The organism is Rhodococcus koreensis (assembly GCF_900105905.1).
GTDB lineage: Bacteria > Actinomycetota > Actinomycetes > Mycobacteriales > Mycobacteriaceae > Rhodococcus_F > Rhodococcus_F koreensis.
The window spans coordinates 1,928,184-1,951,767 of the sequence record NZ_FNSV01000005.1; the positions used below are offsets into that span (position 1 = coordinate 1,928,184).

Consider the following 23,584-nt stretch of genomic DNA (forward strand, 5'->3'; position numbering starts at 1 on the left):
TCAGTTCCCGGACCGCTCCTCGGCCTGAGCCACGAGCGCGGTGAGCGCCGCCACCCAGAACTGCCCGAACCGGTCCACGTCCGGCGCCGAGAGGATGCCGGGCGGGAACGACATGAACGCCGACAACTGCAGGCCCTCAGCAGTTTCCGAGATCACCGACTGGATGTCGAGAACGGCCTGGGCGGGCATCGCACTCTTCTCGAACCCACCCGTGACGGGAGATTCGAAGTCGGGCAGCCAGTCGAGTCCGCGGACCGCCTCGGGAACCTCGGCGGCGCTGACGCGTCCGATGTAGTTGAACACGATCTGCGGTTCCGGCCAGTTCCTCATCACCGACGTCGTGTCGGGGTTGAGGTACCGCAGCAGTCCGTATCCGATTCCTCGGTCCGGGATCGCACGCAGCTGATCCCGCACCGCGCGCACCGCGTCCGCGGCGCCCGCACCGCCCCGCAGGGCGTCGGCGATGTCGACCCCGGCGAGATCGAGCCGTGCCGGGTACATCGTGGTGAACCAGCCGACCGTCCGCGACAGATCCGCACCCGGCACCGCGGACTCTTCACGTCCGTGACCCTCGAGCGTGACCACCGTCGACGAGGCCTCGACTCCGCGGTCGCGCCGCCACGCGGCCACCGCCAACGCGAGGGCCGCCGCGAGGACGTCGCCGATCTCACCGTCGAGCGCACCCGGCGTGCCGCCCAGCAACGCCTCGGTGACCGGTGCGGGCACGTCCACCCGGGTCCGTTCCAGCGTGCTGACCAGATCGGTGCGCAGGTCCAGCTCACGCGATCCGAGCAGCGGATCCGGAGCGGTCAGCATCCGTTCCCACACCGCGAGTTCGGCCACCCGCTCCGGTGTCGCCGCCGCCTCGAGCAGACCGTCGGTCCACCGCCGCAGCGACGTTCCGACCGGCTCCAGCGACGGCGTCGTGCCTGCGGCGATCTGGGCGCCTGCGGTCGCGAAGTCCGGCACCAGGATCCGCCACGACACGGAGTCGATGACGAGGTGGTGCGGCACGACGAGGAGCCGTCCGCGCCGATCCGCCTCGGCGGGGTCGAACCAGACGAACTGGAGCATCGACCCGGTGCGCGGATCGAGACGATCCAGCGCCGCATCGAATGCCCCGCCCGCCACCGCGTCGAACTCCGGCGAACCGGGCTCGGCGCCGGCCGCGATCTCCACCCGCTGCACAGTGGCGTCGAGATCGACGCTGCCCGCAGGTGCGATCTCGAGCGCGTCCCCGGCACCGTCCGTGACCAGTGTCGACCGCAGCACGTCGTGCCGGTCGACCACCGCGGTGATCGTCGCGATCACCTGCTCGCGTTCGATCCCGGCGGGCAGTGTCAGCAACAACGGCATGACGAATCGGTCGAAGTCGCCGCCGCGCTCGACCATCTTGCGGGCGACCGGGGTCAGCGGCACCGTTCCGACGCCGCCCTCCTCGTACTCGGCCAGTACCGCTGCCGCGGACTCGCCCGAATCGGCCACTGCTGCCAGCTCGGCAACGGTGCGCCGCTCGAACACATCGCGCGCCGTGAAGTGGATACCGGCCGAACGCGCCCGCGCCACCAACTGGATGGACACGATGCTGTCGCCGCCGAGTTCGAAGAACGAGTCGTCGATGCCGACGCGCTCCCGGCCGAGCAGCTCCCCGAACACGGTGGCGAGTGCCCGTTCGGTGTCGGTGCGCGGCGCGCGGAACTCGGCCGCCGACGCGAAGTCCGGCACCGGCAGCGCGCGCCGGTCGAGCTTGCCGCTGGTGCCCAGCGGAAGCTCCGCGAGAACCATCACGGAATCCGGGATCATGTACTCGGGCAACGATTCCGCGACGAAGGCATTCAGCGCCGCCTGGTCGATGGCCGCGTCAGGCCTCGGCACGAGATAGGCGACGAGCCGCGCGCCCACCTCACTGGTGTGCACGATCACGGCTGCCTGCGCCACGTCGCCGTGCCGGACGAAGGCCTCCTCGACCTCGCCGAGCTCGATGCGCAGTCCGCGCACCTTCACCTGGAAGTCGGTGCGGCCCACGAACTCGAGGGCACCGCTCTCGTTCCACCGGACGAGGTCACCGGTGCGGTACATCCGCACACCCGGATCACCGAACGGGTCGGCGACGAACCGTTCCGCACTCAGCGCAGCGCTGTTGACGTAGCCGCGCGCGAGTTGCGCGCCGTCGAGGTACAGCTCGCCGGGTACACCGATCGGCGCCGGGTTCAGGTGGGCGTCGAGCACGTAGGCCCGCGTGTTCCAGGCCGGCGAACCGATCGGTGCAATCGTCGCCGTCCCCGACCGGTCCACCACGTGGGCCGTCGAGTTGATGGTCACCTCGGTCGGGCCGTACAGGTTCACCAGCTCCGCGGAGCCGAGTCCTGCAACCCGCTCGGCGGCCGACTGCGGCAGCGGCTCACCACCCGCGAACACGAGCCGCAGCGAACCGCACCCGTCGGCGGTCGCGGCGTCGAGGAACATGGTGAGCACGGACGGGACGAACTGGATCACCGTCACCGATTCCGTGTCGACCGTCGCGGCCATGTACTCGGGATCGCGATGACCGTCCGGTGACGCGATCACGAGGGTTCCGCCGACCACCAACGGCAGGAACAGCTCCCATACGGAGGCGTCGAACGTGAACGGCGTCTTCTGCAGCACCACGTCCTGCGCGTCGATGCCGTAGACATCGCGCATCCACGCCAGCTGATTGGCCAGCGCCGAGTGCGGAATCGCCACACCCTTCGGACGTCCCGTCGAACCCGACGTGTACAGCGCGTACGCCAGGTTGTCCGGGCGCAGGTCGGCGAGCCGTTCGGTGTCCTCGATCGGACCGTCGCCATACCCGGACAGGTCGAAGTCCTCGACCAGGTACACCGGGACCTCCACGTCGAGGTTCGCGATGTCGTCGGCCGAACTCAGCACGCAGGCCGGCGTGGCGCTGTCCACCACGTACGACGTCCGGTCGGCGGGATGCTCGGGGTCGATAGGCACGTACGCGCCGCCCGCCGCGTGGACGGCGTAGAGGCTGGTCAGCATGTCGAGCGAGCGCCGCATCGCGATGCCCACCACCGTGTCCGGTCCCACCCCGATCGCCATCAGGTGCCGCGCCAGGCGGTTGACCCGCGCGTCGAACTCGGCGTAGGTGAGCCGCACGTGGTCCGCCACCACGGCGGTCCGGTCGGGTGTGCGCGCAACCTGGGCACCGAACATCGACACCACGGATTCTTCCGCGACATCGCGGCGGGAATCGTTCCATCCGGACAGGACGAGGTCGCGCTCGTCCTGCGTGAGCAGGTCCAGATCGCCCACCAGAGTGGAACTTCCGGCCGCGATGGTCTGGAGGATCCGGTTCAGCCGGGCACCGAGGCGCTCGACGGTGTCGGCGCCGAACACGTCCGGAAGGTACTTCAGGACCAACTGCAGTTCGCTGTCCGACTGCGCCAGCAGGCTCAGCGGGTAGTGCGAGGCGTCGCTGATCTGCACCCCGGCGACCCGCAGGCCGTCGATGTCGCTGTCCTCGGTGAGTCCGGCCCGGTCCACGGGGTACGACTCGAACACCGTCAACGTGTCGAACAGCCCGCCGATTCCGGCGATCTGCTGGATCTCGGGGAGACCGATGTGGTGGTGGTCGAACAGAGCGGACTGTTCCGCCTGCAGCCGCTCGAGCAGTCCGAGGATCGACTCGCGGGGATCGACGCGCACCCGGATCGGGATGGTGTTGATGAACAGACCCACCATCGACTCGATGCCCGCGACCTCCGGTGGGCGGCCCGACACGGTGGCGCCGAAGACGACGTCGTCGGACGCGGTCATCCGGGCCAGCAGCAGACCCCACGCCGCCTGGACGATCGTGTTCATCGTCAGGCCGCGATCCCGCGCGATGCGCGCCAGGTTCTCGCTCACCACCTCACCGAGATGCAGTGCGATCTCGGCGGGCTCGGGACGGTCCTCGCCGGCAGGCGCCGGGGCCAGGACGGTCGGCCCGTCCAGCCCGGCCAGTGCGTGCGCCCAGGCGCTGCGCGAGGCGTTGGCGTCGCGTTCGGACAGCCAGCTGAGGAAGTCACGGTAGCCGCGGACTCGCGGCAGCACCGAGCCGTCTCCGCGGGTCGCGTACAGCACCAGCAGATCCTTCATCAGCAACGGCATCGACCATCCGTCGAGCAGGATGTGGTGGTTGCTGATGGAGAACCGGTAGCTGCTCTCCCCCGTGCGGATCAGCAGGAACCGCATCAGGGGCGGACGGCCCATGTCGAACCGCGCCGAACGGTGTTCGCTCAGAACGGAACCGATCCGCTCCTCGCGGTCGGCCTCGGACAGCGCCGACAGGTCGAGTTCTTCCCACGGCAGTGCAACGTGGTCGACGACCACCTGGACCGCGGTCCCCGAATCGTCGGGGACGAAGGCGGTGCGCAGGTTCGCGTGCCGGGCGATCAACGCTTCCGCCGCGCCGCGGAGGCGGCCGGTGTCGACGACGCCGCGGAAGTCGAGCACCACCTGAGCGGTGTAGACGTCCACCGCGTCCTCGGCGAGAACGGAATGGAAGAACATTCCGGACTGCAGCGGAGCGAGCGGCCACACGTCGGTCGCGGCGGGGTAGCGCCGTTCGAGCGCCTCGAGGTCGTCCTGCGTCACGGTCACGAGCGGGACGTCGGACGGCGTGAGACCGCCGCTCCCCGGCCCGGACGCGTGCTCGGCGAGCGCGGTCGCCGCGGCGTGCCACAGCTCCGCGAACTCCCACACGTCCGCCTCGTCGAGAATCTCGGTGGCGAAAGCGATCTTGGCCTCGATCTGCGGGCCGGACGCCGTCTCCGACGTCACGGCGTTGATGCTGAGCACCGCAGGCGCCACCATCTCGTCGTCCATGGCGCCGCCGAACTCACCCGAGTCGCTGTCCGGAATCCAGCCGAGATCCCGGATCTCGGCGGGCAGATCCACCGAACCCGCCCGGCCGAGGTAGTTGAACCCGATCTGCGGAGTCGGCAGCGACGCCAGCGCCGGAGCGGTCTCGTCGTTGAGGTAGCGCAGGAGGCCGTAGCCGATGCCCTTGTCGGGCACGGCCAGCAACTGTTCCTTGACGGCCTTCAACGCAGAACCCGCCGAGATGCCGCCGTCGAACGCGTCGGCGAGATCGGCCCGCGACACGTCCAGCCGCACCGGGTACAGGCTGGTGAACCAGCCCACCGTGCGGGCGAGGTCGGCACCGGGAACGGTCGACTCTTCGCGGCCGTGTCCCTCCAGGTTGATCAGCACCGAACGATCCGTGGTGCCGCCGCGGAGTTCACGCCAGCGCGACACCGCGAGGGCGAGCGCCGCGAGCAGGCCGTCGTTGACGCCGCCGTTCACGGACTGCGGGATCGTGGTCAGCAGCGCCTGCGTCACCTGCGTCGAGAACGTCATGCTCAGGCGGTCGGTCCGGGCGATCACGTCGCGTTCCGGATCGAACGCGCGCCGTCCGATCAGCGGATCGGTTCCCGCGAGCATGCCGCGCCAGAAGTCGAGTTCGGCCACGCGGTGCGGAGACTTCGCCTCCTCGGCGAGTCCGTGCGCCCACGCCCGGACGGAGGATCCGACCGGTTCGAGCTGCGCGGGCGCTCCCGCCATGATCTGCGAACCCGCGGTCGCGAAGTCCGGCAACAGCACTCGCCAGGACACCCCGTCGACGACGAGGTGGTGCGCGAGCACCAGCAGGCGTCCGCTCTGACCCGGCAACGACTCCGCCGGGGCGAACCACACGAACTGCGTCATCCGGCCCGCCGCCGGATCGAGGCGGTCTGCGGCACGACTGAGAGCCGCGCGGGCCAGCCGCTCGAACTCGTCGGTGCCCGGCTTGTCGGTGAACTCGATCTGCTCGATCAGCTCGTCCGCGTCGAACGCGCGTCGAACGGACAGCGACTCGAACGACCAGTCGTCCCCGACCCGCGTGAGCCGGGAGCGGAGAATGTCGTGGCGCGCCAGGATCGCGTCCACCGTGTCCGCCAGCTGATCTCGCGTGACGGCGGGCGGGGTGGTCAGCAGGACGGCCTGCGAGAACTTCTCGAAGGTTCCTGCAGTCTCCACGAGCCAGTGCGCGATCGGGGTGAGCGGCATCGGTCCGACGCCGCCGCCCGGCAATTCCTCGAGCTTCACCGAGTCGACCTCGGTGGCCCAGGCGGCCACCTCGGCCAGCGCCGCCACGGTCTTGCGTTCGAAGACGTCGCGCGCGGTGAACAGCACCCCGGCGTTCTTCGCCCGGGTTGTCAGCTGGATGGACACGATGCTGTCGCCGCCGAGAGCGAAGAACGAATCGTCGACGCTGACCCGGTCGACACCGAGGACCTGCGCGAAGACGTCGGCGATGGCCTTCTCCATCGGCGTCGACGGCGCGGTGTATTCACTGGCGACCGACACGAACTGCGGCTCGGGAAGCGACTTGCGGTCGAGCTTGCCCGCGGGTGTCAGCGGAACCGAGTCGATGGCCATGATCGACGACGGCACCATGTACCCGGGCAGGGTCTCGGAGACGAACGCCGACAGCTCGGCGACGTCGATCGACGCGCCCGATGCAGGCATGACGTACGACACGAGCACGGTCTGCCCGGTCTGCTCGCGGTGGTGGCCGAGCGTGACCGCGAAGTCGACACTCGGGTGCCTGCCGAGTTCGGCGTCGATCTCTCCGAGTTCGATGCGGAATCCGCGGACCTTCACCTGGAAGTCGGAACGGCCGACGTAGTCGAGGACGAGGTCGCCCGTCTCGTCGTCGTGCACCCAGCGGACGACGTCGCCGGTGCGGTAGAGCCGCTCACCGGGACCGCCGAACGGGTTGGCGACGAATCGCTCTGCCGTCAGGGCGAACCGGTTGTGGTAGCCGCGGGCCACACTCGGACCCGCGACGTACAGCTCACCCGCGACACCCACCGGGACGGGCGTGAGCCGGGAATCGAGAACGACCACGTCGACGCCCCGGGTGGGACCGCCGATGGTGACGGGCCGATCCGCCGTCATCGGGTTGCTCGACGTGCTCCAGATCGTCGCCTCGGACGGGCCGTACAGGTTGAACATGCGCCTGCCCGGTGCCCACTTCTGCATGAGCTCCGGCGGGCAGGCCTCACCGGCCACCGACAGCACCTCGATGCCTTCCAACCCGGCCGGGTCCACCGTGGTGAGCGCGGCGGGTGTGATGAAGGCGTGCGTGACCTTCTGCTTCTTCAGCAACCGGGCGAGTTCGTCTCCGCCGTACACGACACCGGACGCGATGACCATCGTCGACGCGGCGGCCACGGCGTGCAGCAACTCGAAGACGGAGGCGTCGAAGCTGGGCGAGGCGAAGTGCAGCACCCGCGACTGCGGGGTGAGCCGGAGCCGCTCGACCTGCTCGGTCGTGACGTTCGCCAGGCCCGTGTGGGTGACGACGACGCCCTTGGGCAGACCCGTCGATCCCGACGTGTAGATCACGTACGCCGCGTCGTCGACCCGGGTCGGACGGATGCGGTCCGCGTCGGTGACGGCCTCGTCCGACACGGACGCGCACAGTTCGTCCATCTCGTCCGCGCCGAGCACGAGCCAGCGCACGGTGTCCGGGAGTTCGGCGACGTGGGCGCCGGTGGTGAGACCGATCTCCACGCGGGAGTCCGTGACCATGTGCAGGATCCGGTCGAACGGGTAGCTCGGATCGACCGGGACGAACGCCGCCCCGGTCTTCGCGACCGCCCAGATGGAGAGGATCGATTCGACGGAGCGTGTCAGTGCCAGCGCCACGAAGTCGTCGGCGCCGATGCCCCTGCCGATGAGAACGCGGGCGAGACGGTTCGAGCGCTCGTCGAGTTCGCGGTAGGTGACCTGGTCGTCGCCGCACACGACGGCGACAGCGTCGGGGTTCACCGCCGCGGCAGCGGCGAGGATGCCCGCCAGCAGCTCGGGTGCGGCGGTGTCCGCGCCGCGCACCGGAGCCAGCACGGCGTGCTCGTTCTCGCTGAGGACGTCGATGTCGCCGATCAGCACGGACGCGTCGGCGGTGATCGCCTCGAGGATGCGCTGGAAGCGGAACGCGAACGACGCGATGGTGCGCTCGTCGAACAGATCCGTCGCATAGGTGAACACGCCGCGCATCGGCGCGTCCCCGTCCGCGCCTGCCGCGTCGGCGAGCGTGAGCTGCAGATCGAACTTGGCGGCGTTGATCCCACCGTCGAGTCCCTCGACCGTCAGGCCGGGCAGTTCGAGGTGCGCCTGCTCGATGTTCTGGAACGCGAGAGCGACCTGGAACAGCGGCGAGAATGCGGTCGAGCGTTCCGGCTGCAGGATCTCGACCAGCCGCTCGAACGGCACGTCGGTGTGCGTGAACGCGCCGAGGTCGTGCTGACGCACCTGCGCGAGGAGGTCGGCGAACGTCGCGTCGACGTCGACCTGCGCGCACAGCACCAGCGTGTTGACGAACATGCCGACCAGGTCGTCGAGTGCGGCCTCGCCGCGGCCCTCGATCGCGGTACCCACCGCGATGTCGTCCGTGGCGCTGAGCCGTGCGAGCAGCACCGACAGCGCCGCGTGCGCGACCATGAACAGCGACGCGTTGTGTTCGCGGGCCAGTGCCCCGAGCCGGTCGCGCAGTGCCGCGTCGATCTCGAAGTCGAAGTTGGCGCCGCGCATCGACTGTGCGGGCGGCCGCGGCCGGTCCGTCGGCAACGGCAGCACGTCCGGCAGACCGCTCAGCGTGGTCCGCCAGTAGTCGATCTGCTGGGTGGCCAGCGAATCCGGAGCGTTCTCGTCACCGAGCAACTCGTGCTGCCACAGCGAGAAGTCCGCGTACTGGACGTCGAGCGGAGCCCAGGCGGGTTCCGAACCGGCGGCGCGGGCGCTGTAGGCGATCACCACGTCGCGTGCCAGCGGTGCCGTCGAGGCGCCGTCGGACGAGATGTGGTGGACGACGATGACCAGCACATGCTGGTCGGCGTCGATCCGCAGGAGCCGGGCGCGGACCGGAACCGCCGTCGCGACGTCGAATCCGGCGGTGACGAGAGAGATCACGCGTTCGCGCAGCACAGTCTCGTCGGCGACGTCCTCGACGTCCAGGGCCGTGAAACTCCGGGCCCGCGACAGCACGACCTGGCCCGGTCCGTCACCGGTGTCGGGGTAGGTGGTGCGCAGCGTCTCGTGCCGCTCGACGACGTCGCCGAGTGCCTGCTCGAGCGCGGCGACGTCGAGGTGGCCGGTCAGCCTGATCGCCAGCGGAATGTTGTACGCCGCCGACGCGGTGTCGAACTGGTTGATGAACCACATGCGGGACTGCGCCGGGGACAGCGGAATCCGGGCGGGACGCGACTGCGGCACCAGAGCCGGCCGGTTCGCACCCGCCGAATCGGACTGCTCGGCGCGAGCCGACAGCGCGATCACCGTCGGCGCCTCGAACAACTCGCGCACACCGATCGACGTGTCGAGGGCTGCGTTGAGCCGGGCGACCACGCGGGTCGCGACCAGCGAGTTGCCGCCGAGGTCGAAGAAGCTCGTGTCGGCACTGACCCGCTCGTGGCCGAGGACGTCCGCGAAGACCCCTGCGACGATTTCCTCGACCGGGGTGCGCGGAGCCCGGTAATGGTCCGCGGCGCCGCCGAACTCGGGCTCGGGAAGGGCCTTGCGGTCGAGCTTGCCGTTGATGTTCAGCGGCAACTCGTCGAGCGCGATCAGCGCGGACGGCACCATGTAGCCGGGTACCGACCTACCCGCGAACGCGAGGACGTCGGCGTCGGCCACGGAACCGCCCGGCTCCGGCACGGAGTGACCGCGTGCCTCCGGCACGACGTAACCGACGAGGCGGTCGCCGGTGTGCCGGTCGCTGTGCACCACGACGACGGCCTGCGCGATCGCCGGGTGCGCGACGAGGGCACGCTCGATCTCGCCGAGTTCGATGCGGAAACCGCGGACCTTCACCTGGAAGTCGCTGCGGCCGACGTAGTCGAGGTTGCCGTCGCGGTTCCACCGCACGAGGTCGCCGGTGCGGTACATCCGCGCTCCGGCCTCGCCGAACGGGCCGGCGACGAATCGTTCCGCGGTGAGGTCGTGGCGGCCGAAGTACCCGCGCGCCAACTGCTCGCCCGCGAGATAGAGCTCACCGGTGACGCCGGCGGGAACGGGGTGCAGACGCGAATCGAGAACGTAGGTCTGCGTGTTCCATTCGGGCCTGCCGATCGGGACCGAACCGTCGCGCTCGTCGCCGCACCGGTAGTGGGTGACGCTGACGGCGGCCTCGGTGGGGCCGTACAGGTTGAAGATGTCCGCGTCGCAGACGTCCCGGAACCGGAGCACCGTGTCGGCGGGCAGGGCCTCACCGATGCACAGCACCCGGCGCAGCGACGCCAGCTGCGCGGGTTCCGCCACCGCGACGAACGCGGACAGCAGCGAAGGCACGAAGTGCACCGTCGACACCTGCTGCTCGGCGACGAGTGCGGCCAGGTAGGACGGGTCGCGGTGGCCGTCCGGTGCGGCGACGACGAGCCGTGCGCCCGCGGTCAGCGCCCACCAGAACTCCCACACCGACAGGTCGAACGTGGCCGCCGTCTTGAGCAGCACCGAATCCTCGGCGGTGAGAGGGTATTCCGACTGCTTCCACCGCAACTGGTTCGCGATCGCACCGTGCGCGATCGCCACGCCCTTCGGCCGTCCGGTCGAGCCGGACGTGTAGATCACGTACGCGGCGTTCTCCGGCCGCAGCGGTGCGGTCCGCTCCGAGTCGGTCAGCGGAGCCGGGTCGATATCGCCGAGATCCAGTTCGTCGAGGAGGAGGTAGTCGACACCACCGGGCAGTCCCCCGACGACGTCGCGGGTCGCCAGGACGCAGACGGGTTGCGCGCTCTCCAGCACGTACGCGGTGCGCTCGGCCGGATGGTCCGGGTCGATCGGCAGGTACGCGCCGCCTGCCGCGGCGATCGCGTACATGCCGACCAGCAGTTCCACCGAACGCGGAATGGCCAGGCCCACCACGGTTTCGGGGCCGACACCGCGGCCCACGAGATGCCGGGCCAACCGGTTCACCCGCGCCGAGAACTCGGCGTACGTGAGAGATTCGCCGTCAAACACGAGAGCGGTGACGCCCGGGTTCTCCGCGGCGGCGGCCGCGAACATGTCCGCCAGCGTCGTCTCCGGCAGTGCCTGCGCGGTGTCGTTCCATCCGGACACCACGAGTGCGCGCTCGTCGCTGCCGGTGAGCGGCAGGTCGCCGACCGCTGTCCGCGGCGAATCCACCGCGGCGGCCAGCACACGGCGGAACATGTCCGCGAAGCGCTGGACGGTGGCGGCGTCGAACAGGTCGGTGGCGAACGTGAACACACCCGACATCTGCTCACCCTCGGGGCTGTCCCCCAGGATCAGATGCAGATCGAACTGCGCGGTGTCGCCCTCGACGTCGAGCGGCGCGACGGTGAGGTCGGGCAGTTCCAGCTCGGCCTTCGTCGTGTTCTGGAACGAGTAGCCCACCTGGAAGATCGGGTGGTGGGCCATCGAGCGTGCCGGGTTCAGGACCTCGACGAGGCGCTCGAACGGGACGTCCGCGTGCGAGAACGCCTCGAGGTCGGCCTCCCGGGCGCGATCGAGGATCTCGTCGAACGTCTGCCGCCCGTCGACCTGCACCCGCAGCGCGAGGGTGTTGACGAACATGCCGACGACGTCGTCGAGTTCGCGCTCGCCGCGGCCTGCGATCGGGGTGCCGACCGCGATGTCCTCGGTGCCGGACAGCCGGCTGAGCAGCACCGCGAACGCGGCGTGCACGGCCATGAAGACGCTGGCGTTGTGCCTGCGGGCCAGTGCGGCCAGTCCGCGGTGCACCTCGGCGTCGACGGTGAAATCGATCCGCGACCCGCGCAGCGACTGCACGGGCGGGCGCGGCCGGTCCACGGGCAGCTCGAGGAGGTCGGGCACGCCCGCGAGGGTCTTCGTCCAGAAGCCCAGCTGGGCGGCGATCAGGCTGTCCGGGTCGTCCTCGCTGCCGAGGAGTTCCCGCTGCCAGATCGCGTAGTCCGCGTACTGCACCGGAAGCGGCGCGAAGCCGGGTTCGTGGCCCGCCGCCCGGGATGCGTACGCCACCATGACGTCACGCACGAAGGGGGCGGTCGATTCGCCGTCGGTCGACACGTGGTGCACGACGAGTGCCAGCACGTAGTCCTGCGGACCGGCTTCGAACAGTCGCACCCGGATCGGCGGCACATCGGCGGTGACGTCGAATCCGGTGGACACCATCTCCACCAGCTGCTCACGCAGTTCGGTCTCGGTGACCGGAACGGGTGCGACGTCGATCGGCACCTGCGCGGCCGGGAGGATCACCTGGTGCGGGCCGTCGGCCGAATCCGGGTAGATCGTGCGCAGCGACTCGTGCCGCCCCAGCACGTCGAACACCGCGGACTGCAGTGCGTCGACATCCAGCGCGCCGGTCAACCGGACTGCGAGCGGGATGTTGTAGGCGGGCGAGTCCGGGTCGAAGCGGTTGATGAACCACATCCGGGACTGCGCCAGCGACAACGGGACGAAGGCAGACCTCTCCCGTGGTGCGAGGACGGGCCGTGGCCGGACGTTCTCGTCCGGGGTGGCGATGCGGGCGGCCAGGCCCGCGACCGTCGGGGCCTCGAACAGTTCCCGCACGCCGATGCGGAGGCCGAAGACCTGTCCGGCCCGCGACACGACCCGGGTGGCGCTCAGCGAGTTTCCGCCGAGATCGAAGAAGCTGTCGTCGACGCTGACCTGCTCGAGTCCGAGCACGTCCGCGAAGATGCCCGCGATCGTCTCTTCGGCGGGTGTCGTCGGGGCACGGAACTCCGCACCCGCGGACACGAACTCGGGTTCGGGCAGCCGCGCCCGGTCCAGCTTGCCGATGCCGGTCAGCGGGATCTCGTCGAGGAGGATCACGACGGACGGCACCATGTACGGCGGAAGTGTGTCGCCGACAACCGTCTTCAGCGATTCCGGATCGACCGTCGCGCCGTCGGCGGGCAGGACGTACGACACGAGGGTCATCAGTCCGGCGGGGTTCTCGCGACCCACGGTCACCGCGAACTCGATGTCCGGCTGCGCGGTCAGGGCGGCGTCGATCTCACCGAGTTCGACGCGGAACCCACGGACCTTCACCTGGAAGTCGGACCGGCCGACGTACTCCACCCGATGTCCGTCCGCCCAGCGCACGACGTCGCCGGTGCGGTACATGCGGGCGCCGGGCTCGCCGAACGGGTTGGCCACGAACCGTTCCGCCGTGACAGACGGACGGTTGTGGTAGCCGCGGGTTACCGACGGACCGCAGATGTACAGCTCCCCGGGCACGCCCTCCGGCACCGGACGCAACCGCGAATCGAGGATGAGCGATTCGACGCCACGCAGCGGCGAACCGATCGTGACGCGTTCACCGGCCACCATCGGTTCGGTAATGGTGACGATGACCGTGGTCTCGGTGGGACCGTACGCATTGCGCATCTCGCGGCCGGGAGCCCACCGCGCCACGAGTTCCGGCGTGCAGGTGTCGCCGCCGACCACGACGGACGTGACGGAGTCGAGGCCGTCGGGATCGACCGTCATCAGCGCAGTCGGCGTCATGACCACGTTGGTGACCTGTTCGCGGCGGATCAGGTCGGCGAGTTCGTCGCCGCCGTAGACGTCCGCGGGCGAGATCACCAGGGTGGCGCCCGCACTGAACGCGGCGAGCATCTCCCCGACCGACGTGTCGAAGCTCGGCGACGCCACGTGCAGGAACCGGGACTCCGGCGACACGACGTAGTGCTCGCGCACCTCGCGGGTGAGGTTGGCCAGACCGCGGTGGGTGACCACCACGCCCTTCGGCTTGCCCGTCGAACCCGAGGTGTAGATGAGGTACGCGGGATGATCGACCGTCAGCGCGCGGCGCAGATCGGCGTACTCCACCGCGGCCGCACTGCGGGCAGTGATCTCCTCGGCGGCTGCCGTCTCGTCGAGGACGATCCACGGCACCGTGCCGGGCAGGTCGGTGTGATGGCGGGCGACCGTCAGTCCGAGGACCGCTCCCGAATCGGACAGCATCTCGCCGATCCGCTCGAACGGAAGCTTCGGGTCGACGGGCAGGTAGGCGCCGCCGGCCTTCGCGATCGACCAGATCCCGAGGATGGATTCGACGGAGCGCGTGATCGCCAGCGCGACATAGTCCTCCGGCCCCACACCCCGATCGATCAGGACGCGCGCCAGCCGGTTCGACTGCTCGTCGAGTTCGCGGTACGTGAGCTCACGACCCTCGAAGGACACCGCGACCGACTCCGGCGAGATCTCGACGCCCGAACGCAGCAGGTCCGGCAGCGTGCTCGGCTCGACCGACTGCGGCCCGCGGACCGGGGCGATCGCGGCCTTCTCCGCGGCGTCGAGGATCTCGATGTCGCCGAGGACCACGTTGCGGTCGGACGACACGGCGCCGAGGATCCGGACGAACCGGTCCGCGAAGCTCAGGACGGTTTGCTCGTCGAAGATGTCGGTCGAATAGTTGAACGTCGCGGCGATCCCCGCGGCGGCCCCGTCGGCGTAGCGCTCCCCGACGCTGAGCTGGAGGTCGAACTTGGCGACCTCGAGCGGGGCGTCGAGCGCGGAGATCCCGAGGCCCGGGAACTCCATCCGGACCGACTCGTTGTTGTCGAACGACAACGCCACCTGGAACAGCGGCTGGTGCGCCGTCGACCGCGGGACGTCGAGGACCTCGACGAGGCGCTCGAACGGAACGTCGCTGTGGCTGAACGCATTCAGATCGGTGGCGCGCACCTGTGCCAGCAGGTCGGCGAAGGTGTCGTCGGGGCGCACCGACGCGCGGAGCACGAGGGTGTTGACGAACATGCCGACGAGCCTGTCGAGTTCCTGCTCGCCGCGGCCGGCGACCGGCGTGCCGATCGCGACGTCCGTCTGCGAAGACAGCCGCTCGAGCAGCACCGCGAGCGCGGCGTGCACGACCATGAACAGGGTCGTGTTCGTATCCTGGGCGATCGCGAGCAGCCCGCGGTGGGTCTGCGCGTCGATCGTGAACCGCGCCGACGCGCCGCGCAGCGACTGCACGGGCGGCCGGGGCCGGTCGGTCGGCAATTCGAGCACTTCGGGGAGCCCGCCGAGCGCCTGCTGCCAGTAACCGAGCTGGCGGGCGGCCAGCGAGTCGGGGTCCGACTCGTCGCCGAGCGACTCACGCTGCCACAGAGCGTAATCGGCGTACTGGACGGGCAGCGGTTCCCAGCCGGGGGCACTGCCGGCGGCACGCGCCGCGTAGGCGGTCATCACGTCCGTGAACAGCGGCGCCAGCGACGCACCATCGGCCGAGATGTGGTGCACGACCATCATCAGGATGTGGTCGGTGGGGTTCACCTCGAAGCAGGCGACCCGCACGGGGACCGTCTCGGTGACGTCGAATCCGGTGGCACCGAGTTCACGCAGACGCGCGAACAGGTCCTGCTCGTCCGCGACCGGGGTCGGGGTCAGGTCGGACACCACGTCCGCTGCGGGCAGCACGACCTGGTGCGCGTCCTCGTCGCCGACCGGGAAGACCGTGCGCAGCGACTCGTGCCGCTCGACGACGTCCGCCCACGCCGCATTCAGCGCCGCCGCGTCGATCGAGCCGGTCAACCGCACCGCCAACGGCAGGTTGTACGCCGGGGAGGTCGGATCGAACTGGTTGACGAACCACATCCGCTGCTGGGCCAGCGACAGCGGGATCCGGTCGGGCCGCGGTCGGGCGACGAGCGCAGGACGCTGCTCTGCGGTACCCGACGTCGCCTCGAGCAGCGCCGCGAGTTCCGCGACGGTCGGATTTTCGAAGCACTCCCGCACCGAGAGGTGCGCGCCGACCGCCGCCCTGAGGCGGGCGGTGAGCCTCGTCGCGCTGATCGAGTTTCCACCGAGGTCGAAGAACGAGTCGGCGGACCCGACCCGTTCGGCGCCGAGAACATCGGCGAACACGCCCGCCACGACGGTCTCCATCGGCGTGCGCGGGGCCACGTACTCCACCGCTACGGTGGCGAACTCGGGCTCCGGCAAGGCCTTCCGGTCCAGCTTCCCGCTGGCACCGAGAGGGAAACTGTCCAGGACGACGACGCGTGCGGGCACCATGTACGCGGGCAGCACCTGCGCCGCCGCGTCCTGCACCGACTTCGTGTCGACCCGGGCGCCGGACCGCGGCACCACATAGGCCACGAGATTCTCGCCGGTCGACTCGCTTCGATGGATCGTCACCGCTGCCTGCGCCAAGGATTCGTGCGTCAGCAACGCGGCCTCGACCTCGCCGAGTTCGATCCGCAATCCACGCAGCTTGACCTGGAAGTCGCTGCGTCCGATGTATTCGAGGTTCCCGTCGGCGCGCCGGCGAACGACGTCGCCCGTACGGTACATCCGCTGCCCGGACCCGCCGAACGGGTTGGCGACGAACCGATCGGAGGTCAGATCGCTGCGTCCGACGTATCCGCGGGCCAACTGCGTCCCCGCGAGGTACAGCTCGCCGGGAACCCCGACCGGCACCGGGCGAAGCCGTGAATCCAGCACGTGGAGATCCGTGTTCCGCACCGCACTACCGATGGGAACGGTACCGCGGACATCGTGGTCGACCTGCCCGGCGGTCGCGTGCACGGTGAATTCCGTCGGACCGTACAGGTTGTGCACTACGGCATCCGACAGTCCGCGGAACGCCTCGGCGGTCGCGGGCGGGAACGCCTCGCCCGCGACGAGCACGATTCGAAGGCTGAGAAGGTCGTGCCGTTCGGCCTCGCCGACGAACACCGACAGCATCGACGGCACGAACGAGGTCGCCGTGACGCCCTCGCGCGCGATCAGCGCCGCGAGATACTCGGGGTCACCGTGACCGTCGGGCGTCGCGATCACCAGGCGGGCACCCGAGACGAGCGTGCCGAACAACTCCCAGACCGACACGTCGAACGTCGCCGGGGTCTTCTGCAGCACGACATCGTGCGCGCCGAGTCCGTACTCGTCGACGATCCACGAGATCTGGTTCAGGACCGCCGCGTGGCTCACCGCGACGCCCTTCGGCCGACCCGTCGAACCGGACGTGTAGATGACGTAGGCGGGGTTCGACGGCCGGAGAGTCCCCCGGCGCTCCTCGTCGCGCAGCGGCTCGGCCGGCACGTCGACGGACAGCCGGTCGATCTCCACCACGTTGTGCCCGGCGGGAAGGTCGAGAGCATCTCGCGCAACCGTCAGGATGCAGAGCGGCGAGGCGCTGTCGAGGACGTAGGACGTGCGCTCGGCCGGATGGTCGGGGTCGAGCGGAACATACGCCCCACCCGCCTTCACGATCGCGTACATCGCGACCATCGAGTCGATCGACCGCCGGATCGCGAGTGCGACCCGGACCTCCGGCCCGACACCCATCTCGATCAGGGTGCGCGCGAGTGTGTTGACACGCTTGTCGAACTCGGCGTAGGTCAGCGACTCGTCGCCGGACACCAGGGCCACGGCGTCCGGCGTCCGCGCGACCTGCTCGTCGAACAGGTCGACGACGGTCTGCTCCTCCGCTTCGGTCGCGGAGGTCGCCGACGTCGCGTCGGCGATCACGCCGGCGAGGACACCGGCGAACGTGTCGGCGAAACCTTCGCCCGACGATCCGTCGAGCAGTCCGGGCAGCAGGGTGGACAGGGCCACCGTGACCGCGGCCTCCGGGCCGACGCCCACACCGGCGAGCGTGCGCGCGAGTTCGGCGGACTTGTCCCGTAACTGCACGTACGTGACGTCGGTCCCGTTGTGCGACAGCGCGATTCCGTCCGGGTTGATCGACGCGGCACCGTCGAGGAGTTCGGGCAGCGACTTGGTGGCTGCCAGCTCCTGCGAGATCGAGTGCGACAACAGGGACTGTCCGCCCTCGTCCGGTACGGCGAGCCCGGCCTTCTCGTCCTCGGTCAGGATGTCGATGTCGCCGACGACGGCGTCCGCGTCGGCCGTGACGGCCTCCAGCACACGGACGAAACGATCGGCGAAACCGCGGACCGTCGCCTCGTCGAAGAGATCGGTGGCGTAGGAGAACCAGCCCCGCATGCCGTTCGCGACCGATCCCTCGTCGAACCGTTCCTCGACGGCGACACCGAGATCGGTCTTGCTCGTGGTGAGACCGCTCTCGAGGACCTCGACGGTCAGCCCGGCGAGTTCGAGCTTCGGCCTCTCGAGGTTCTGGAAGCTCAGCATCACCTGCGCGAGCGGCGCGTACGCGGCGGTGCGCGACGGCCGGAGCACCTCGACGATCTGCTCGAACGGCACATCGGCATTGGCGAATGCGTTGAGATCGACCTCACGGGCCTGCGTGAGCAGCGTGCTGAAGCGGGCGTTCTGGTCGACGTCGGTGCGCAGCACCAGAGTGTTGACGAACATCCCTACGAGGTCGTCGAGCGCGCGGTCACCGCGGCCCGCGACCGGGGTGCTGACCGAGATGTCGCTGGTGCTGCTCAGTCGTCCGAGCAGCACCGCGAGCGCGGTGTGCACCACCATGAACAGCGACGCCTGGTGGGTCTGCGCGAGTTCGTTCAGGGACCGGTGCACGTCCTGCCCGATCTCGAACTCGATCAGCCCGCCCTGCGGGTTGCGGACCGCCGGGCGCGGCCGGTCGGCCGGGAGGTCGAGGACCTCCGGCGCATCGCCGAGGGCGTGCGTCCAGTACGCGATCTGCTTGCCCGCGAGCGACTCCGGATCGTCCTCGGAGCCGAGGAGGTTGCGCTGCCACAGGGCGAAGTCGGGGTACTGCACGGGCAGCGGCGAGAAGCCGGGCTCCTCCCCCTGCACGCGTGCGCCGTACGCGCCGAACAGGTCCCGCGCGAGCGGGGCCATCGACGAACCGTCCGCCGAGATGTGGTGGACGACGACCACGAGGACGTGGTCGCGTTCCCCGAGCGCGAACAGGGCGGCGCGCACCGGGACGTCGGCGGTGACGTCGAAGCCTGCCGACGCCAGCGTGACGACCCGCTCCCGAAGTTCCTGCTCGCCGGCCACGCGGACCACGTCGAGTTCGGACTGCGTGTCGGACGCGGACAGGACGACCTGGTAGGGGCCGTCGACGGAATCCGGGTACACCGTGCGCAGCGATTCGTGCCGGGCCACGACGTCGGCGATCGCCGTCCGCAGCGCGTCGACGTCCAGTGCGCCGGTGAGCCGGAGCGCCAACGGGATGTTGTACTCGGCCGATTCGGGGTCGAATCGGTTGGCGTACCACATCCGCTGCTGCGCCAGCGACAGCGGCAGACGGTCCGGGCGCGGTCCGGCGGTGACGGGCGGACGGGCGCCGCCGTCCACGCCGAGCGCTTCCAGCCTGCGGGCCAGCTGCGCCACCGTGGGGGCCTCGAAGATCTCGCGGACCGGCGCGTCGATTCCGACGGCCTCGTTGATCCGCGCCATCACGCGGGTGGCGGCGAGCGAGTTGCCGCCGAGCGTGAAGAAGGAGTCGTCGGCGCCGACCTGGTCGACACCGAGCACCTCCGCGAACACCGCGGCGACCCGCTGTTCGAGAGCGGTTCCCGCGGCACGGAACTCGCGGTCCTCCGCCAGGAACTCGGGCTCGGGCAGCGCCCGGCGGTCGAGTTTGCCCACCGGGGTGAGCGGGATCGCGTCGAGCGTCACGATCGTCGACGGCACCATGTACGTGGGGACGAACTCGCCCACGAAGTCCAGTATCGCGGCGACGTCCACCTCGGCTCCCGGCGCCGGCAGCACGTACGACACGAGGACCGAATCCCCGGACGGCCCGGGCAACACCGACGTCGTCGCGAAGTCGACGGCGGGATGCTTGGCCAGCACCGCGTCGATCTCGCCGAGTTCGATGCGGAACCCGCGAACCTTCACCTGCTGGTCCGAGCGGCCCACGTAGTCGACGGTCAGCGCGCCGTCCGCGTCCTTCGTCCAGCGGACGACGTCGCCGGTGCGGTACATCCGGTCGCCCGGTTCACCGTAGGGGTTCGCCACGAAGCGTCCCGCGGTCAGCGGCGTGCGCCGGTGGTAGCCACGGGCCAGTCCGAGGCCCGACAGATAGAGGTCACCTGCGATACCGACCGGGACGGGTCGGAGCCGATCGTCGAGGACCAGCGCGCTGGTGCCGCGGATCGGACCACCGATCGTGACCGGGCCGTCGGCGGCCATCGGGTCGCTGATGTTGGTCATGATCGTGGTCTCGGTGGGACCGTAGCCGTTGAACAGCGAGCGTCCGGGAGCCCAGCGGGCCGCGAGTTCCGCCGGGACGGCCTCGCCGCCGGCGACGACGAACTGGAAGTCGTCCAGCCCGGACGGGTCCACGGAGGCCAGCGCCGACGGCGTGACGAAGCCGTGCGTGACGCGGTGCTCGCGCAGGAACTTCGCGAACTCGGGTCCGCCGTACACGTCGGTGGGAGCGATCACCATGGTGGCGCCGGCGCCGACCGCGAGCAGCAGTTCCAGAACGGACGCGTCGAAACTCGGCGACGCGAAGTGCAGCGTCCGCGAGTCGGTCGTCACCGAGTAGCGCTCACGCTGTTCGGCGGCGAAGTTGGCCAGACCCCGGTGCGTGACGACGACGCCCTTGGGCTGCCCGGTGGTGCCGGACGTGTAGATCACGTAGGCGCTGTTGGCCGGTGTGACCGCCGTCCGGCGCTCCGCCTCCGCGACGGGAGCCGTGGAGTAGCGCGCCGAGGCGTCCACGAAGTCGTCGCTGTCGAGGACCAGCCAGTCGACATCCCGCGGAAGCCTGCCGACCTCGGAGCTCACGGAAAGGCCCAGTGTCACACCGGAATCGGTGACCATGTGGGCGATGCGCTCGTCCGGGTACCCGGGGTCGATCGGCACGTACGCGCCGCCACTCTTGGCGACGGCCCAGATGCCGACGATGGACGGGATCGAGCGGGTGATGCCGAGCCCGACGAACGTTTCCGCGCCGACCCCGCGTTCGATCAGAATGCGCGCCACCCGGTTCGAGCGCTCGTCCAGTTCGCGGTAGGTGATGCTGTCGCCGCCCGACACGATCGCGTCCCCGTCCGGGTTCGCGGCGACCGCAGCCTCGAGCAGTTCGACTAGCGTGGTGGGCGCGACGCCCTCGATACCGCGGACCGGTGTCAGTTCCTCGGTCTCCGCGGCGTCGAGAATGGGGATGTCCCCCACCGCGACGTCGGTTCCGCCGCCCGCGACGGCGGTGAGGATCCGCACGAAGCGGTCCGCGAAGCCCTGCACGGTGTCCGCGTCGAAGATCTCGGTGGCGTACCCGAGAACACCGGTGATCCCGGTGGGCGCACCCTCGTCCGACCACAGTTCGCGCAGGTCGACGGTGAGGTCGAACTTGCTGAACTCGACGTCCACGGCACCGGGTGTCGCCTCGAGTCCGGCGAATTCGAGCGACGGGATGCCGTTGACCTGATGGGTCAGCACGACCTGGAACAGCGGCGAGTACGCCGTGGACCGGGTCGGATTCAGGGCGTCCACCAACTGCTCGAACGGAACGTCCTGGTTGCTGAATGCGGCGAGGTCCTGGGTGCGGACCTGCTCGAGCAGTTCGCCGAAGGAGGTTCCGGGCTCGACCTCGGTCCGCAGCACCAGCGTGTTGACGAACATGCCGACGAGGTTCTCGAGCGCCTCGTCGCCGCGACCGGCCACCGCGGCGCCGATGGCGATGTCGGTGCTCGAACTGAGCCGCGCCAGCAGCACGGACAGTGAGGCGTGCAGCACCATGAACACAGACACGTTGTGCGCCCGCGCGACCTCGCCGAGACGACGGTGCACGTCCTCGTCGACGGAGAAGCCGACGGAGGCGCCTGCCATCGACCGCACCGTCGGGCGGGGGCGGTCGATGGGGAGAGCCAGGACGTCGGGAACACCCGCGAGGGTGTTCGACCAGAAGTCGATCTGCGCGGCGGCCAGAGAATCGGGGTCGTCCTCGGACCCGAGCACGTCCCGCTGCCACAGCGCGTAGTCGGCGTACTGGACGGGCAGCACCGGCCAGGCGGGCTCCGTGCCCTCCCGGCGGGCCGCGTACGCCGTCATGACGTCGCGGGCCAGCGGCAGCGTGGAGGCGCCGTCGGACGCGATGTGGTGCATGACGAGCACGAGGACGTGGTCGTTCGCGCCGAGCCGGAACAGGCGGGTCCGGACCGGGATCGTGTCGGTGACGTCGAAGCCGGTGGACCCGAACTCGAACATCCGGTCCCGCAGGTCCTCCTCGCGGACGTCGACCGGTTCGAGAGCGAGGTCGGCGTCGGTGGCGGGCAGGATCACCTGGTGCGCACCGGAATCGGAGTCCGGGAACACGGTCCGCAGCACCTCGTGCCGCGCGACGACGTCGGACAGCGCCGCGGCCAGGGCGTCGACGTCCAGTTCGCCGCGCAGTCGTACGGTGAGCGGAACGTTGTACGCGGGTGAGGACGGATCGAAACGGTTGAGGAACCACATCCGCTGCTGCGCGAGCGACAGCGGCAGCGCCCGGGGGCGCCGTCCCGCGACGAGCGCGGGGCGGCGGGTGCCGGTGTGGGCCCGGTCCTCGACGAGCTTCGCGAGGGTCGCGACCGTGGGCGCCTCGAACAGGTCACGGATCCCGACCTCGGTGCCGGTCGCGGACGTGACTCGGGCGGCCACCCGGGTGGCGCTGAGCGAGTTGCCGCCCAGGTCGAAGAACGACTCGTCGACGCCCACCCGCGGCGCGGAGATCACGTCACCGAAGATGCCGGCGACGATCTCCTCGAGCGGCGTGCGCGGGGCGACGAATTCGGCGGTGCCGGTGGTGAAGACCGGTTCCGGAAGAGCCTTGCGGTCGACCTTGAGATTCGCGTTGAGTGGCATCTCGTCGAGGACCATCACCGTGTCCGGGATCATGTGCGACGGCAGCACGTCCCGCAGTGCGTCCACGGTCGCGTCGACGTCCAGTTCGGTGCCCGCGGTCGCGGTGACGTACGCGACGAGCCGGGGACCCTGCTCGCTGTCGTGCACGACCACCACCGACTTCTGCACCGCGCTGTTCGCGGTGAGGGCGGCCTCGATCTCGCCGAGTTCGATCCGGAGACCGCGGATCTTGACCTGGAAGTCGCTGCGGCCCACGAACACGAGCCCACCGTGGTCGAGTTCGCGGACGCGGTCGCCGGTCCGGTACATGCGGGCGCCGGGCCCCTCGAACGGGTTCGCCACGAACCGCGACGCGGTGGTGCCGAACATGTTGCCGTAACCGCGGGCCAGGACCTGGCCGCCGATGTACAGGTCACCGGTCACTCCCGGCGGCACGGGGCGCATCCGGCCGTCGAGCACGTGGTACCGGACACCGCGGAACGCGGTGCCGAACGGGACCGGCCACTTCTCGGCGTCCGCGGTGGAGAGGTCCAGTTCGTACGAGGAGCACGTGACCGAGGCCTCGGTCGGACCGTAATTGTTGAGCAGGCGCGAGTCCGTGCCGATCAGCGCCGTGCACGCCGCCGGCCGCAGCATCTCGCCGCCGAGGAGAATCACCTTCAGGTTGGGCAGGACACCCTCGGTGTCCAGTTCGGTGAGGACCTCGAACGCACTCGGCGCGAGGTTGGTGATCTGGACGTCGCCGGTGCCGATCATGCGGAGAATCGGTCCCGGATCGAAGCCGTCGTCGGCGAGGTGGAGCACGCCGCCGTACGCGAGTCCCACCCAGATGTTCTTCTGCGTCTGGTCGAACAGCGGCGAGTTCGCGATC

1 protein-coding gene (running past one end of the window) is annotated in these 23,584 nt (G+C 69.9%); it reads right to left on the bottom strand.

All coding sequences use genetic code 11. The features are described 5' to 3' along the window. On the bottom strand, positions 1 to 23,584 hold the 3' portion of the coding sequence (locus BLV94_RS13865) for a non-ribosomal peptide synthase/polyketide synthase (RefSeq protein WP_371851570.1). It continues 10,175 nt past the right edge of the window; the window shows 23,584 of its 33,759 coding nt (coding positions 10,176–33,759); its start codon lies beyond the right edge, outside the window; its stop codon occupies positions 1 to 3.